The sequence below is a fragment of the Rheinheimera sp. genome, assembly GCF_965283995.1.
Lineage (GTDB): Bacteria > Pseudomonadota > Gammaproteobacteria > Enterobacterales > Alteromonadaceae > Pararheinheimera.
In genome coordinates this window covers 1,543,373-1,558,439 of sequence record NZ_CBDIQG010000001.1, presented here as the reverse complement: position 1 = coordinate 1,558,439, position 15,067 = coordinate 1,543,373, and the positions used below count along the sequence as shown (strand labels likewise).

Genomic DNA, 15,067 nt, shown 5'->3' with positions numbered 1-15,067 from the left:
ATGAGCTACGGTATCAACGCCTATAAATCTGTTGGCGTGAAAAACGACCTCGCGGTCGCAGATCCGCATCGTGTGATCCAACTATTAATGCAAGGCTCCCTGGAGAATATGGCCAAAGCGCGTGGTTGCATTGAGCGGAAAGATTTCATGGGGAAATCGCAAACCATGTCTAAAGCCATGAGCATTATCTCTGCTCTTCAGCAGTCTTTAGATATGGATGTTGGTGGTGAAGTCTCGCAAAACTTGTGGTCGTTATACGATTTCATGGTTAATCATTTGATGCAGGCGAGCCGTGAAAGCAGTATCGCTAAAGTAGATGATGTAATAGAAATCATGTTGAAAATTAAATCAGCTTGGGATTCAATTCCGGTTGCTGACCGTGAAACAGGTTATCGACTAATCCAAGACCGTGACACTCAGTCTGAGCGGGCCACTGCATGAGCTCGCTAGCTGCTGATATAAAATGTTGTCGCGAGGCAATCCAAAGCTTACTGACCTTAGAAAACTATGACACTTCAACTTTTAGCTCATTGTGGCAAACTTATCAGCATGCTCTGGTACGCTATTGCGAAAGCTCGCCTGCAGCAGATGCGGATTTGCTACAGAGTGAGTTAGATTGGGTTCAACTAGCGATTGCTCATGTAAATTCTGAGCGTACATCCATCAGTCAGCAATTAATGAACTTGCAGCAAGGACGTAAAGCTGTTGGCCAATATGGTCGCTTTCCCGCTGAATAGTAAACCCCGCCTATTCATCAACTAAACCCAACGCGGTTAGATGCTGTCTCGGTTCAATATAAACGTTGTAACCATTTGGTGGCGACATCAGCATCAATCAGTAATTGTGGTATTTCGGCTTCGCTGGGTTCGTCAAAAATTTGACATCCTTAATGTCGCTCACAGAGTTTTACCGCTTGCGAATTCTGCTGTTTCAATCAACATAAAACTTGCATCTCCCCGGCAAAATGATGTTTCGAATCAAGCTAAAGTACTGTTACATTACAGGAATATAGTCTTAATCACTGCAACGTAGCTCCGTTAGGCTTGGCCATTGGTCTGCTGATATGACTTGGCATAAAAATTGGAAATGTGGATCGCAGAAAAGGCGTTCTTAGAGGATTGTGGACTGAAACAATGCTTAAATTTATTCAATACCAACTATTAGACGACGCCGCTGCGCAGCTAGAGCTTGAAAAATCAGTTGCTGCAGATATCGCCCGTAATATAAAACAAAACATCGCGGCATTTCGCCAAAATATTCCGTCGTTGCTTGAGATTATTGAAAATCACAATTTGCAGCAGTACTCATTGTTCTGTACGAAGTCTGGACAAGTGAATATTGTCAACTTTGCGACTGGGCGGGTGTTTTATGGTCCAGAACCGCTGCAGGATATCCAGACGGAATTTAGTAAATATTGTGAACGCGCCAGTTTTATTTCGCTTGATACTCGAACTGAAGTCAACTACAAGCCATTGCCAGCTAAAATTGATACGATGATTGTGTTCGGGATGGGTATGGGGTTTCATCTGACGGAGCTGGTCACTAATTGTCGGATTGCTCATCTTATTGTGTATGAGCCAAATGCCGATTTTTTGCTGTGTTCGATACAGGCCCATGACTGGGCTCAGTTACTGGAAACGGCTCAGGCTTTGGGGACTCAAATTTTCTTACAGATTGGATCTGATGCCAGTTCAATCTCCCAAGATTTGTCAGAACTTCTCGAATATCACCCTGAAATCAATGAAATATTCTTGTACCGACACCAATTTCATCCCGTAATGGATGAGGTCTTTGCATATCTGCTGAAGCACTCTGGTGATCGCGATAAATTGCTAGCCACGCGGCCAGTATTTCATGGGTACCATGCCAGCACTGATTACGTTCCCGAACATGCAGGCAACACCAATAACACTTATCAAATCGAGCTTGCGCAAGGGCCAAAATATCAGCTGGTATTCGAACGGAATATGGCTGCGCTAGCAAGCCTCTATCCTGAAATTCATCAGACTATGCAAACGTATCAGTGTCAGAAATGGCATTTAGTACTGGATGATAATAAAAACTGCAACTTGTACCATATTGAAAGGCATGCTCTTTTATATAATGACTTGGCTGTAGAGTCCGCAGAAATTGTTGAATATTTTACTAATCATCCGTTCAAAGACGATGTAGTTCTTGGAATGAAGACGGTAGGGAAACTTGGGAAATATTTACATTTTAGAACCATTCAAAAATTAACCCCAATTTTTGAAAAAACGCTGCTGTCTCAAAGTAAACTGCCGAATGACATTAACTCACTAATAATATTTGGGGTTGCACTTGGGCTTCATGTCGAAGAGTTAACTAGCAATCATCTGATTCATAATCTATTTATCTGTGAACCCAACCTCGATTATTTCTATCAAAGCTTGTTTGTTACAGATTGGGCAGGGATTTTTGCCAAAGCAAATGAAAATAAAACCAGAATTTATCTCAATCTTGGCGGCGATGGTAGCAACTATTTTTATGATTTGATGGCTCAGTTTTATCAGGTTGGCGCTTATGCACTAGCAGATACTTACATGCTGACCAGTTATTACACACAGGCCATGCAAAAGGCGGTTACCGATTTACGGGGAGAATTAAAGGTCGTACTAGCTCTCGGAGAGTACTACGACCATGCGCGTTACGGTATTGCGCATACGAAAGCAAGTTTTAACAATCATAACCTTTTTATGAAAAAGGTTTTTCCTCGCCAACAGTTTAAAGCGCAGGATGTACCAGTTTTCATTGTCGGTAATGGTCCAAGTCTTGATGAGTGTTATCCCTATATAATCAGTAACCGCGCGCAGGCGATTGTTGTAAGTTGTGGCACTGCGCTAAAAGCATTGCACGCTCGGGGCATTAAACCTGATTTTCATGCGGAAATTGAGCAAAGCAGAGCAACGTATGACTGGGTTACGCGAGTCGATGATCCCGAATATTTGAAAGGGATCACCTTACTCAGCGTCAACGGAATTCATCCAGATACCGCCGCATTATTTAAACAAACACTGTTATGTATAAAAGAAGGTGAAGCATCTTCTTATATATATACCGAAGGTTTAAAGAAATTAAACATTGAATTGGCTTCTCTAAGTTATGCCTATCCTACCGTCACCAATCTAGTTTCAAACTACTTTGTACGCTGGGGCTTCAAGTATTTTTATTTGTTGGGTGTTGACCTTGGTTATGTCGATATCAATAAGCACCACTCGTCGTTGTCAGCTTATTTTAAAAATGGTGGCACTGAGGTATATAACTATCAGGCTACTCATGGCGGCGGCATCCCTGCACCAGGTAATTTCCTCGAGTTTGTGTTTACAAAACCGGAATTTGATGTTTCGAGAAAACTATTAGAACAAGTTATTTCAAAAGCAGGTCATAAGATAGAGGTCTATAACTGCAGCAATGGAGTTAGAATATACGGTGCACAGCCATTATTGCCTGAAAATATTTTATTAGATGATCTCGATTTTGATTTATCCACTGAGATACAAAAATTAATTGACAATACTTTTCACACATCTCTGGAAAACTATGGAGATTCTATTTTTTCTGCATTTTCTATGGATGCGTACAAGACCAGTATGGATTGTTTATTAGACATCGTGTCAGAAAAAATAAATGACCGCGAACAGGCACTGAACTCGGTAAAGAAACAATGGGCATTTATGCGTGAACATGCAGTTAAAGATGCCGATATGACTTTTTTTCTAATGCATGGAAGTTCCAATTATCTTGCCGGTGTATTGACTAAAATTCAGGCCAATATCAATGAAGAAGGAGATGAATTCGTCGATGCATTTAACTTCGTGCTGGAAATTTATCAGGACTATGTCCGTGAGGCGCGTGACACTTATATATCAAAGCCATTAGCTTTAGATGAAATCACCGTGATGGATCTTTTTCAATAAAACTCAAGTAACACCGGCCAGTGCCGATGAATACGACAAATCAGCATTGATAATATTGCCTGCAGCAGGTTTCAGACTGCAGGTGTAGCTAACGAGAATATTCATGCCAGACGTGCCAACCACTGAATCTAGGCTGTATGCCTCTATCGCCTTAATCAGACGGATAGAAGAAGTCATCGCCGCCATATACCCGACCGATAAAATCAAAAGCCCGGTGCATTTAGCCATTGGTCAGGAATACATTTCTGCGGCTGTGATTGACCATTTACGGCCGTCCGACTACGTCGCCGGCACCTACCGTGGCCACGGCGTTTACCTTGCTAAAGGGGGCGACGTGAATGCGCTGATGGCCGAGCTGTATGGCAAGGCTACGGGTTGTGCCAAAGGCCGGGCTGGTTCGATGCATCTGGTTGAGACCAGTAAAAATGTTATTGGTATGTCTGCGGTCGTTGGGACTGGGATCCCGGTGGCTGTTGGCCATGCGCTTGCACTGAAACAACAACAGCGCAGTGATGTCGTGGTGGTGTTTATGGGCGACGGCGCCACTGAAGAAGGTTGTTTCAGTGAAAGTATCAATTTTGCTGCACTACACAATCTTCCAATCTTATTCGTATGTGAAAACAATCGCTTAGCTATCCATGAGCCATTAGAAAAACGTTGGGCAGCCGACACTCTGACCGAACGCGTTGCGACCTACGGTATCCCAAGTCGCCGTTTTACCACCCCGGATGTGATGGCCATTCACCAGCATACCGGAGCGCTGATCAGTGCCATTCGTGACGGCGCAGGTCCCGCGTTTATTGAATGTCAGACCCACCGTTGGGTGGAACATGTAGGCCCGAATGAAGATTATGATCAGGGCTATCGCAGCGCTGACGAAGGCCGGCGCTGGCGCGAACAAGATGTTTACCTTCAGCTGGGTGCCGGTTTGCCTGCCAGCGTAAAGGCTGATATTGACCAGCATGTGGAGCAGGTGGTTGCCGCTGCTGTCGCTTTTGCTGAACAAAGTCCATTCCCGGGCGCACAGGAGTTGTACGATTATGTCTATGCCGAATGAACTGCGTCTGCTGCGTTATGTTGATGCGATCCGTGAAGGAACCGAACAGGGGATGGCGGCGGATGACCGTGTATTCATGATGGGACTGGATGTGGATGATCATAAATCCATTCAGGGTTCCACCCGTGGTTTACTGGAAAAGTTTGGTCCGCAGCGGGTATTTACCACACCGCTGTCTGAAGACGCCATGACCGGCGTGGCAATAGGCGCGGCGATGGCTGGTCGCAAACCTATCCATGTACATATCCGGATGGACTTCTTACTGCTGTGTATGAATCAGCTGGTAAATATTGCCGCGAAGAGTCACTACATGTACGGTGGAACCGTTAGCGTGCCACTGGTGATCCGCACCATGATTGGTAAATCCTGGGGGCAGGGCGCCCAGCATTCGCAAGGTTTACACGCGATGTTCGCCCATGTACCGGGCTTAAAAGTCGTTGCGCCGTCTAATGCGTATGATGCCAAAGGCTTGTTGCTACAGGCGTTAAAAGATAATAACCCGGTGCTGATCATGGAACACCGGTTGTTATACGGCACCGAAGCTTACGTACCTGAGCAACCCTATTGTGTTGATTTCGGCAAAGCAAAAACAATGCGCAGTGGCAAAGACATTACGATTGTTGGCGTGTCGAATATGGTGATGGAAGCGATGCGTGCAGCCGAATTACTGGCCGAGGTCGGTATTGATGCTGAAGTAATTGATCCGGTATCCATTTCCCCTCTTGACAGCGAAACCATTGAAAAATCAGTAGCCAGAACCGGTCGATTGCTGGTCGTTGACAATGGCTGGCTGAATTGTGGGATCTCCGCCGAGATCGTCGCCCGGCTCAGTGAGAGCCCACATATCGATTTTAAACCGCAAGTGAAAAGACTCGGGTTTGCCGCGACTACTTGTCCAACCACGCCGACATTAGAAGCCGCATTTTATCCGTCCCCGGTCACTATTGCTACGACAGTACATCAGATGCTGCGGCCGGATGTTGCATGGCAGCCAGACGAGGAACGTTGCAAACTTGCGTATCAGACTCAGTTTAAAGGACCATTTTAATGTTTTATGAATTAGCAGCACCCACCTGGGGCCAGGAAGAACTGGATGCGTTACATACGGTGATTAACTCCGGCTTCTTCACGATGGGGCCACGTGTCGCCCAGTTCGAACAAGAGTTTGCCGCGTATCATCAGAAAAAATACGGCATCATGGTGAATTCTGGCTCGTCTGCCAACCTGATTGCCATTGCGGCATTATTTTTCAAAAAAGACAATCCGTTAAAACGTGGCGATGAAGTGTTGGTACCGGCACTGAGCTGGGCCACCACTTATCACCCGCTGCAACAATACGGTCTAAAAGTCCGGTTTGTTGATATCGAGCTGGATACACTGAATATGGACCCGGCGTTGATTGAGAAAGCGATTACGCCGGATACCAAGTTGATCCTTGCCGTCAGTATTCTTGGAAACCCTGCGGCGCTGGATGTCATGCGAGACGTGGCTGACCGGCACGGTCTGTACTTTATGGAAGACAACTGCGAATCGATGGACGCAGAGCTGAACGGTAAAAAAGCCGGGACTTATGGCGACCTGAATACCTTTAGCTTTTTCTTTTCGCATCATATATCCACCATTGAAGGCGGCATGATCCTGACCGATGATGAAGAGCTGTATCAGCTGTGCCGTTGTTTACGCGCACACGGCTGGACCCGCGATTTGCCGGCAGATTCGATGTTGTATCAACGCACCGGTGAGGATTTGTTTGAAGCATATCGCTTTATTCTGCCGGGCTATAACGTGCGTCCGACTGAACTTAATGCCGCAGCTGGTCTTGAACAGCTGAAAAAGCTGCCGGCCTTCACCGCGGCGCGACGTAAAAACCTGCAATTATTTCAGTCATTATTCGCCGGTGATGACCGGTTTATTATTCAGCGCGAAAATGGCCAGAGTTCTTGCTTTAGCTTCACTATCATTTTGAATCCAAAGAAAAATCTTGACCGCAAGGCCATTTTTGCTGCGTTAACAGAAGCGAAAATCGGCTTTCGGATCATCACAGGCGGCAGCTTCCTGCGCCACGACGTAATCAAGTATTACGATTACAGCGAGGCCACTCCAGTGGTCAATGCGCATATTGCGCACGACTACGGTTTTTTTGTCGGCAACCATCCATTTGATTTAACTGAACAAATCCAGACATTACGTCAGGTATTGGACAGTGCAGCACAGGAGATTGCATGATGTCTTTACATATTCTGGTGACAGGTGGAGCGGGTTATCTTGGATCTGTGATGGTACCGCGGCTGCTGGATTTGGGGCATCGGGTCACAGTGCTTGATAATTTTATGTTCGGTCAGGATTCACTGAATTCATTGTGTGCCAACCCTGGATTTGACGTTGAACGGGGTGACTGCCGCAACGAAGCGACGATGAAACGATTGCTGAAACAAGCCGATGTGGTGATCCCGCTGGCCGCGTTGGTTGGCGCTCCGCTGTGTGCCCGCGACGAAATTGGCACTATCACGACGAACCGCGATGCAGTAGTCATGTTAACCCGCTTATTGAGTAAAGATCAGCGCGTACTGATGCCGATCACCAACAGTGGTTATGGTATTGGTGAAGCCGGTAAATTCTGTACGGAAGAATCGCCGCTCAACCCGATTAGCTTGTACGGCCGCACCAAAGTGGAAGCCGAAGCTGCTGTACTTGAACATCCGGAAGCGATCAGTTTCCGTCTGGCGACTGTGTTTGGTTTCTCCCCGCGGATGCGGCTGGATTTGCTGGTCAATGATTTCGTTTACCGAGCCGTGAAAGACCGGGCTTTGGTGCTGTTTGAACCGCATTTTAAACGCAATTACATTCATATTCGCGACGTAGCGAAGGCTTTTGTCCATGGTTTAGACAACTTTGAACAAATGAAAGGCCAGGCTTATAACGTCGGACTGTCGGATGCCAATTTGTCCAAACTAGAGCTGTGCCAACGCATTGAACAACAAGTGCCTGGTTTCACTTTTCTGGAAGCGGCGGTGGGAGAAGATCCGGATAAACGCGATTACATCGTATCGAACGCCAAGATTGAAGCCACCGGTTACCGGCCGGATCATTCGCTGGATGCCGGGATTGCTGAGCTGATTAAAGGCTACCGGATGATCTCAAATTCGAAATTCAGCAATGTCTGAAGTCTTCGCTTTAGAGGGCAAACGCGTATTCGTGGCCGGTCATACCGGCCTGGTTGGCCAGGCATTGGTGCGGGCACTGGCAGCTTATCCAGTCGAGCTGATCACGGTCAGCAAAGCCGAACTGGATCTGCGTGATCAACAGCAGACTCAGCAATTTATCGGTGACACCAAGCCAGATCTGGTCTTGCTGGCGGCGGCCAAAGTTGGCGGCATTGAAGCAAATCGCAGCCAACCGGTCGACTTTTTGTACGACAATGTGATGATTAGCCTGAACCTGATCCATGCCAGCGCGGCATCAGGCGTCAGCCGGCTGCTGAATCTGGCGTCGAATTGTTATTACCCGCGGTTGGCGGCGCAGCCACTCACTGAAAGCAGTTTATTAACCGGGCCTTTTGAACCAACCAATGAAGCCTATGCAATTGCGAAACTGGCAGCAATGAAGTTAACGCAATATTACGCCCGACAGTATGGCAAAGCGTTTTTCACCTTAGTACCGACCAGTCTGTATGGCCCTGGTGATCACTTCAACGATGAACGGGGTCATGTTATTCCGGCGCTCATCCATCGGTTCCATCAGGCAAAACTGCAGCAACTACCGCAGGTCACATTATGGGGCAGTGGGGCGCCGACACGGGAGTTTCTATATATCGACGACGCTGCACGTGGCATGTTGTTTTTTACTGAAAACTACGTCGGTGACGAGCCGCTGAATTTGGCCGGCGGGCATTGCATCAGTATCAAGGCGCTTGGGGAGCTTATTGCCAGCATTGTCGGATATCAGGGGGAATTATGCTGGGATCACAGCAAACCCGATGGAATGCCGCATAAAGCACTGGATAACAGCAATTGTTTTGCTTACCAGTGGCGACCACAAACTGACTTTGCTGCAGGGCTTGCGCTGACTTATCAGGATTATTTGTCGCATGCTGGATAAACCGCGGACTTTTTTCGCCATTCACCGCTTTGAATCCAAACCTTTTGCTGATTCGGCCGGGAATCTGGAAGTGATGGCGCCGATGCTGCAGTCCGGTTTACTGGGGCCATCTGACGGTGTTGATTTCGGCTGGACCGAAGCGCTCAGTGCAGAATTAGTCGCTGGGGCAGTGCAGGAACATCGTGCTGTTTATGGACTGACCCCTGTTGTGGTGTACGGCGCCGGTGCGCACACCACGCAGTACTGGCCGGCAATATCACAACTTAATGTAGTTGCCATTGCGGATAAAAATCCGGCGCTGTGGGGCGGCATGCTAAAAGGCCTTCCGGTGATCCGGCCGGCAGATATCCCGCAATATGCTGCGCATGTATTGATTTCCAGCCGCGCTTTTGAAAGCAATATTGCGCGCGAACTGGCTGCCAGTTTGCCGCAGGTGCAGTTACTCAAGCTATATGCCGGACGGCTGGAACAGCAGTTACAGGCGTGGGCCGACCAGCTCTCGGCGCGGGTACTGGCTTTTCAACCGGATCTGCTGGTGCACACGCCAACCCATGTTACGGAAAATTTGCCGGCAGCGTTCTTTCTGATGCTGAAACAGCAATTGCCGCAGCTCAAGATCGTTACGGTTTGGTGGGATTATGATGAAGAGAACAGCACTGCCGGCTATCTGGATTATGAACGCGAAGTGCTGTCTTACGCCGATTTGGTGATCGAGAATTCCAATGCCAGCCGGTTGACGCGAATGCACAATAACGAGCATCCCTACCAGCAGCATGTGAATCCAAAGCGCGTTATTTTTCATCCAACCTGGTTTGATCCAAGCTTGTTTTATCCAATTCCGTTAGCCTACAGAGATATTGATATAGCTGTATTTGGCAGCCGCGTCGGCGAACGTGGTGATTGGATTGATCTGCTGGCAAAGGAATTTGGCGAACGCTTTCAACATATTGGCGGAGTGTCGGGCGAGCAGCGCAATCCACTCCCTATCGAGCAATATGCCGCATTGCTCAGACGCACCAAAATTGTCGTGAATACCCAAACCTACAGCTTTCGCCAGCAATGTAAGGGTAAAGTGCGCGAGGCGATCCAATGTGGGGTGTTGTTAATGGAACAAGATAACACTGAAACGCGACACCTGCTCCCTGACGGTTGCGGTGTGGTGTATTTCCGCACGCCCAGTGAGTTAATCAGCCAGATCCGTGTTTACCTTTCAGACCAGTCCTCGTACGAAAAAAATCTGCAGGCGGCGGTCAACCTTTTTGCCGGTCAGTCGATAGTAAAGAACTGGACCGACACCATTCTCCGCTTGCTGGACAGCACTGATGACTGAATTTCGCTGCACTGATCTCACTATTATTATTCCGACTATTGGCGGCGACCTGCAGGTTTTGTCGCAGGTGATCCGGGCTATCAAGGCCGATGCGGCGCAAGTGAATGTTTTGGTGGTCTGGGATGGTCGTCAGACCCTGGCAACCCAGGCACGCAACCAAATGTTGCAGGATGGCGCGGCACAAGTAATTGAACATTCAGAAAACAGAGGGTTGTCGGCCGCCCGCAATACCGGCGTAGACCACTGCCACACCCCGCTCGCTATGTTTGTTGATGACGACATCGTGCCCGAATCTGGCATGGTGGCGCAGTTATTGGCGTTTCACAATACACATCCGGCCCCGTTACAGGCGGTGATGGGCAAAGTGACCTGGCAAGGCACTCCTTTTGCCAACCGCATGACCCGCTGGAATGAAAGCAAAGGCAACTGGAATGTGTTTTCGACCACCGTCAGTGGTGCCCGCTTTTCGAATTTTATGGGTGGTTTCACCAGCTTTAAAACCGCTGCTTTTCGTGCTCTTCGCTTTGATGAAAGCTTCAAAAAATATGGTTGTGAAGATACTGAGTTCGGTTTGCGCTTTTTTGGCAGGGGCGGCGAGCTGGTGTTTATCAGCGAAATTGTCGGTCTGCACCACAAAGCTGTCACCGCAGCTTCTTACTGCCGCGAGCATATGGCTGCTGGATTTTCCAAAGCTCTGTTAGCTACTTTACAGCCAGACGATTGTTTTCAGGTTGGCTACTTTCGCACCGCAATGAGCCGTCATTATCCGCCAGCATTTTTCGAAGGTGTGTGTGCAGCCGCAGATGCCCTCAATGTCGATGCTCGCGCCACGGATGACACTGAACTGGCAGACTTGATGGCGATGTTAACCAGCTGCGCCATGCTCAGTGGCTATGCCAGTTATTTCCGTGAGCACTATCCGCAGTTCGACGGGTTGGATTTCCGGTCGTCAGATGATGCAATAAATATAGATCTTCTGGCAGCTTTCCCGCCACTGGCACTCGAGTTTGCCCGCATCCAGCGTCAGAACATTGACTCCTTCAGCTGGCTGACTCATTTGCAGCAACAAATGCCACATTATTTCGCGCCATACCAGCTGGCGTGGCAAATGACAAAAGATCTCAGCATTATCGATCGGTTTGAACAACAAGCTGGTGCAAAAAGCTTTTCTGTCGCCGTGCGCCGGGCGATAGCTCAGATCCGTGATCCGTCGGCAGTACAGCAAACCCAAGGCTTGACAGCCCGCGAGCTTTACAAGAATTTGCTGGCCCTGCCTGACAGCTCCACAGCTGAAATCAATCACCTTGCTACCGCCATCGTTCAGCAGGACCCGACTTATGTTGGCGCTTATATCAAATTGGCGCAAAGTCTGCATCATGATACAGACCTGCGACATATTTTCTGTGCAATTGCTAAATACTTTGCTGGTTTTAGACCCCGTGTAGAGCAACGGGAACATTTAGCAAAGATAGAGATACTAGAGAATTAATCTCTGCGCATCATTACAGAACCGTAATGTGCAACAGCGGAAATATTCGCTTTATGGTAGTCGCGGCTAGTTCGATATCAAATTTAGGAGTGATGAATGACTGGTTTTACATTCAAGGGAAGATTCTATCGCTACTACGCGCCGTGGTTATTTAAATTTTTCAAACTAAAGGCAAGAATTCAATTCAGAGCTAACAGTGAAGATATAGGTGCCTACGCTGCAGTATTGTGGGAGCATTTTCTTGCATGGCGGTATCAGTCTGGAGCAAAAAAGATTAACGGAAATCTGATTGTGCCATTACCATGGAAAAAAAAATCAGACAAATTAGTGATACTTGGTTGTGGTTCTAGTATCAACGACATATCTAACGAAGAATGGGCTGCGATAAAAACGGTAGATAGTATTGGCGTAAATTATTTTTATTTTAATGATTTTGTCCCCACGGCCCACTTTATTGAACTTGGGAAATCTGAAGTTGCTTATGAATGCGTTCATCGCTATTTGTTGAATAATGAAAGTAGAAATGAGCCTGTCTTTATGCAGATTCGGCACTTGTTTAACAGCGGTCGGGTACTGAAATGTAATGCTAAAAGAGTGTTGCTGTATTCGCCTGTTACAATGCCGACAAGAAACATGAATGTAATAAACAGCTATCTGCAAAAATATTACTACGGAAATAAACGGCTAATTCACCATTGTTCAACTCTAGATTGTGTTGTGAATTTTGCAGTGCAAGCCGGATATAAAAAGATATTGTTGGCGGGTGTTGATTTATCGAATTCTAAATATTTTTGGGATGACCACCCTAGTCATGATAAATGCAAGGATGCAATATCAGCATGTCAAGAAGACTATGCTGCTGCAAATTGGAGTTTAGATAAACAATCCATACATGCGACCGCAGATGAAGAACTAAATAAGTCGATGAAATGTTTAAGTTTAATTGATTACATGGGTGTATTGAACCGTTCAACTTTTAAGGATTTAGGGGTTGTTATATCTGTAGCTAATCCAAATTCGCTATTAACTCAAGTGTTTAAACATGCAGATATAAATTCTTTCATAATGAATCGAAATTAATTTCGGTTCATTAATATAATTTCAGGTAATAGGATAGTTAAAATGAGTGATTTTACTACAGTCTTAGATTTCGTTAATTCACAGCAAGACCTGTATACGACGATTCAGGTTTGTAATAAAGACATGATGTTTATCACTAACACGCCATTTTCTTTGGAAAGAATTGTAACTTTAATGGTGAGTGAACCAGAGACTATTGCTTGGCTTAACAGTATGAATGAAGACGATATCTTATGGGATATCGGGGCAAATGTTGGTATTTTTACGATCTATGCGGCTGTCCAGCGTGGCGTCAGTGTATTTAGTTTTGAACCCGAGTCAAACAATTACGCATTATTGAACAAAAATATTCAAATCAATCATGTTAATGAAAAAGTTAAAGCTGTCTGTTGCGGGCTCAGTGATGTGACTTCTTTAGTTAATCTTTATAAGTATTGTGATTTTGAGTCTTCTGGCATTAATTCTGTTGGTCAAGAAATAGATGCTCATTTAAAGCCCAGAAAGTCGCTGGCATCGCAGGCGGTGATGGCCTATAAAGGTACTGATATTCATGATTTACTTCACATTCCCTATCCTACACACATCAAAATAGACGTTGATGGGATCGAACACCTTATTATCAACGGCCTTGCTGATTTTTTGAAAAACGACTGTAAATCAATACTCGTTGAGTTAAATTTTGGAATTGAAGAGCATAGAAATGCAGCCGAATTACTTCATTCGTTTGGGTTTGTCGTTCACAGCCAACTGACGGACGATACTCAAATTAAAGACGGTTATTGGAAGGGAATGGTAAACATTATTTTTGTTAGGGATCAGGCACTTTCTGAGAACATCTATCAAAACTACAGAGAGTATGTTGATAATTCAAGTGCACATTCCGAATATCGCGAATGTTTGAGAAACAATAGTTCTTCGCGGTATGTTGATTCCGAGCATAGCTTTCAATTCCGGACATTGAAGCGGAAATAAATATGGATAGTATTGATGAATTTATTTCTGCTGGTTTTTGCAGAAAGAGCGATGAATCTTCGATTGAGCTCGTTTCAAATTCTCTGTCGGTATTCGCGGCAGAGTATGCAACAAGAAGCTCTGAACGTTCACAGTCTAATCCATTTTTATCAAGGCCAGAATTGGTAAAAATGCTACTTGATTCTGAAAAAGAAATTTTTGAGCGCATGTACTTAAATCTCGGCTGCCGAACAAAAATGCAGTTATTAATACAAGGCGATCTTCCAAGTTTTGCCGAGGTTTGTGTTATCCCAGATTTAGATTCTTTTTTCGTCGATAACTATATGGAAGTTAATGTTCGCAAAGATAGGTTCAGCTTTAGTCAATTGGACCAGAATGATTTGATGTATTGGTTTCAGCGCTCGCTATCTGAGAACAAAGCACATTGTGATGAGCATGTAAATCATGTATTCGAATACGATAGAGTAGCTGGGCGGATCTGGGCTAAAGGTTTTACCAACGAAGGTAGGCAAAGAGCTTACTGGTTAAATGCCCCCCAGGCGCCAGCGGTGTTTCAGTCCCTAATGAACGACACAGCATTGCATATGCTGGCAGAACAAAGTGCTGGTAGTCCTGTAACTTGTGAATCATTATTGTGCGAGATTGTTGAAGAATCGATTTTTCCAAGCGCAGTGAAGAACTGGCACATCGATAAATTGGCAGACCAAATCAAGATTATGATACCGCTTGTGGCTGTAACTGAAGATTGTGGTCCTCTGACTTGGCTGGATAATACGTTGCCTGAGCAGCTTATCCGTGCAAATGCTCCACGCAGCCATATCCATTTTTCGTATATTTACTCCGCAATGCAGACGACTATTGCGACCTTTATACCAAACGATGCGCCGATTATTCAGGCATCAAAAGTTAAGCAAGCGATTGGTGAGCCGGGAGATATTTTTATACTTAATACGCGTTGTATACATAGCGGTTCTCAGGTCGTCACTGGCGCCAAACGGAAAACTATTACCCTGACATATAGGGTGCAGAGCCTGCGCAATAATGCTTTATGCAGTCTACGTAGCTTCTATTAGTATTTTTGAGCAAGTGTTTTCAGCAGATAAATT

General features: G+C 46.0%; 13 protein-coding genes. All 13 read left to right on the top strand.

Annotated features, from left to right (window positions below; translation table 11 throughout):
- The gene (gene fliS / locus ACQ66Q_RS07130; protein WP_430456161.1) at positions 1–441 is read left to right on the top strand and encodes a flagellar export chaperone FliS; all 441 of its coding nucleotides are present in this window, start codon (positions 1–3) and stop codon (positions 439–441) included.
- Positions 438–737: a hypothetical protein gene (locus ACQ66Q_RS07125; RefSeq protein ID WP_430456160.1), complete on the top strand. Its 300-nt coding sequence runs from the start codon at positions 438–440 to the stop codon at positions 735–737. The genes fliS and ACQ66Q_RS07125 overlap by 4 nt, the downstream gene beginning before the upstream one ends.
- Before the next feature lie 396 nt (positions 738–1,133).
- A complete protein-coding gene (locus tag ACQ66Q_RS07120; RefSeq protein WP_430456159.1) occupies positions 1,134–3,935 on the top strand; it encodes a 6-hydroxymethylpterin diphosphokinase MptE-like protein in 2,802 nt (933 codons plus the stop codon).
- Between the two features lie 103 nt (positions 3,936–4,038).
- On the top strand, positions 4,039–4,992 hold the full coding sequence (locus ACQ66Q_RS07115) for a thiamine pyrophosphate-dependent dehydrogenase E1 component subunit alpha (RefSeq protein ID WP_430456158.1): 954 nt from the start codon (positions 4,039–4,041) through the stop codon (positions 4,990–4,992).
- Positions 4,976–6,040, top strand: a complete 1,065-nt coding sequence (locus ACQ66Q_RS07110; RefSeq protein WP_430456157.1) for an alpha-ketoacid dehydrogenase subunit beta — start codon at positions 4,976–4,978, stop codon at positions 6,038–6,040. The genes ACQ66Q_RS07115 and ACQ66Q_RS07110 overlap by 17 nt, the downstream gene beginning before the upstream one ends.
- On the top strand, positions 6,040–7,218 hold the full coding sequence (locus ACQ66Q_RS07105; protein ID WP_430456156.1) for a DegT/DnrJ/EryC1/StrS family aminotransferase: 1,179 nt from the start codon (positions 6,040–6,042) through the stop codon (positions 7,216–7,218). Before ACQ66Q_RS07110 ends, ACQ66Q_RS07105 begins: the two co-directional genes overlap by 1 nt.
- Entirely contained in the window at positions 7,215–8,156 is a 942-nt protein-coding gene (locus ACQ66Q_RS07100) for an NAD-dependent epimerase/dehydratase family protein (protein ID WP_430456155.1), read from the top strand. The genes ACQ66Q_RS07105 and ACQ66Q_RS07100 overlap by 4 nt, the downstream gene beginning before the upstream one ends.
- A complete protein-coding gene (locus ACQ66Q_RS07095; protein ID WP_430456154.1) occupies positions 8,149–9,090 on the top strand; it encodes a GDP-L-fucose synthase family protein in 942 nt (313 codons plus the stop codon). Before ACQ66Q_RS07100 ends, ACQ66Q_RS07095 begins: the two co-directional genes overlap by 8 nt.
- A complete protein-coding gene (locus ACQ66Q_RS07090; RefSeq protein ID WP_430456153.1) occupies positions 9,080–10,420 on the top strand; it encodes a glycosyltransferase family protein in 1,341 nt (446 codons plus the stop codon). Before ACQ66Q_RS07095 ends, ACQ66Q_RS07090 begins: the two co-directional genes overlap by 11 nt.
- Positions 10,413–11,909, top strand: coding sequence for a glycosyltransferase family 2 protein (locus ACQ66Q_RS07085; RefSeq protein ID WP_430456152.1), 1,497 nt, complete (start codon positions 10,413–10,415; stop codon positions 11,907–11,909). Before ACQ66Q_RS07090 ends, ACQ66Q_RS07085 begins: the two co-directional genes overlap by 8 nt.
- A gap of 96 nt (positions 11,910–12,005) precedes the next feature.
- Positions 12,006–12,989 carry a hypothetical protein gene (locus ACQ66Q_RS07080; protein WP_430456151.1) on the top strand — a complete coding sequence of 328 codons (984 nt, stop codon included), beginning with the start codon at positions 12,006–12,008 and terminating at the stop codon, positions 12,987–12,989.
- A 42-nt stretch (positions 12,990–13,031) separates the two neighbouring features.
- Positions 13,032–13,961 carry an FkbM family methyltransferase gene (locus ACQ66Q_RS07075; protein ID WP_430456150.1) on the top strand — a complete coding sequence of 310 codons (930 nt, stop codon included), beginning with the start codon at positions 13,032–13,034 and terminating at the stop codon, positions 13,959–13,961.
- A gap of 2 nt (positions 13,962–13,963) precedes the next feature.
- Positions 13,964–15,034: a hypothetical protein gene (locus ACQ66Q_RS07070; protein ID WP_430456149.1), complete on the top strand. Its 1,071-nt coding sequence runs from the start codon at positions 13,964–13,966 to the stop codon at positions 15,032–15,034.
- Positions 15,035–15,067: the final 33 nt, after the last annotated feature.

Excerpts from the sequence above, each read along its gene's own strand:
- fliS (WP_430456161.1), top strand. The coding sequence starts at position 1 with ATGAGCTACGGTATCAACGCCTATAAATCTGTTGGCGTGAAAAACGAC.
- ACQ66Q_RS07125 (WP_430456160.1), top strand. The coding sequence starts at position 438 with ATGAGCTCGCTAGCTGCTGATATAAAATGTTGTCGCGAGGCAATCCAA.
- ACQ66Q_RS07120 (WP_430456159.1), top strand. The coding sequence starts at position 1,134 with ATGCTTAAATTTATTCAATACCAACTATTAGACGACGCCGCTGCGCAG.
- ACQ66Q_RS07115 (WP_430456158.1), top strand. The coding sequence starts at position 4,039 with ATGCCAGACGTGCCAACCACTGAATCTAGGCTGTATGCCTCTATCGCC.
- ACQ66Q_RS07110 (WP_430456157.1), top strand. The coding sequence starts at position 4,976 with ATGTCTATGCCGAATGAACTGCGTCTGCTGCGTTATGTTGATGCGATC.
- ACQ66Q_RS07105 (WP_430456156.1), top strand. The coding sequence starts at position 6,040 with ATGTTTTATGAATTAGCAGCACCCACCTGGGGCCAGGAAGAACTGGAT.
- ACQ66Q_RS07100 (WP_430456155.1), top strand. The coding sequence starts at position 7,215 with ATGATGTCTTTACATATTCTGGTGACAGGTGGAGCGGGTTATCTTGGA.
- ACQ66Q_RS07095 (WP_430456154.1), top strand. The coding sequence starts at position 8,149 with ATGTCTGAAGTCTTCGCTTTAGAGGGCAAACGCGTATTCGTGGCCGGT.
- ACQ66Q_RS07090 (WP_430456153.1), top strand. The coding sequence starts at position 9,080 with ATGCTGGATAAACCGCGGACTTTTTTCGCCATTCACCGCTTTGAATCC.
- ACQ66Q_RS07085 (WP_430456152.1), top strand. The coding sequence starts at position 10,413 with ATGACTGAATTTCGCTGCACTGATCTCACTATTATTATTCCGACTATT.
- ACQ66Q_RS07080 (WP_430456151.1), top strand. The coding sequence starts at position 12,006 with ATGACTGGTTTTACATTCAAGGGAAGATTCTATCGCTACTACGCGCCG.
- ACQ66Q_RS07075 (WP_430456150.1), top strand. The coding sequence starts at position 13,032 with ATGAGTGATTTTACTACAGTCTTAGATTTCGTTAATTCACAGCAAGAC.
- ACQ66Q_RS07070 (WP_430456149.1), top strand. The coding sequence starts at position 13,964 with ATGGATAGTATTGATGAATTTATTTCTGCTGGTTTTTGCAGAAAGAGC.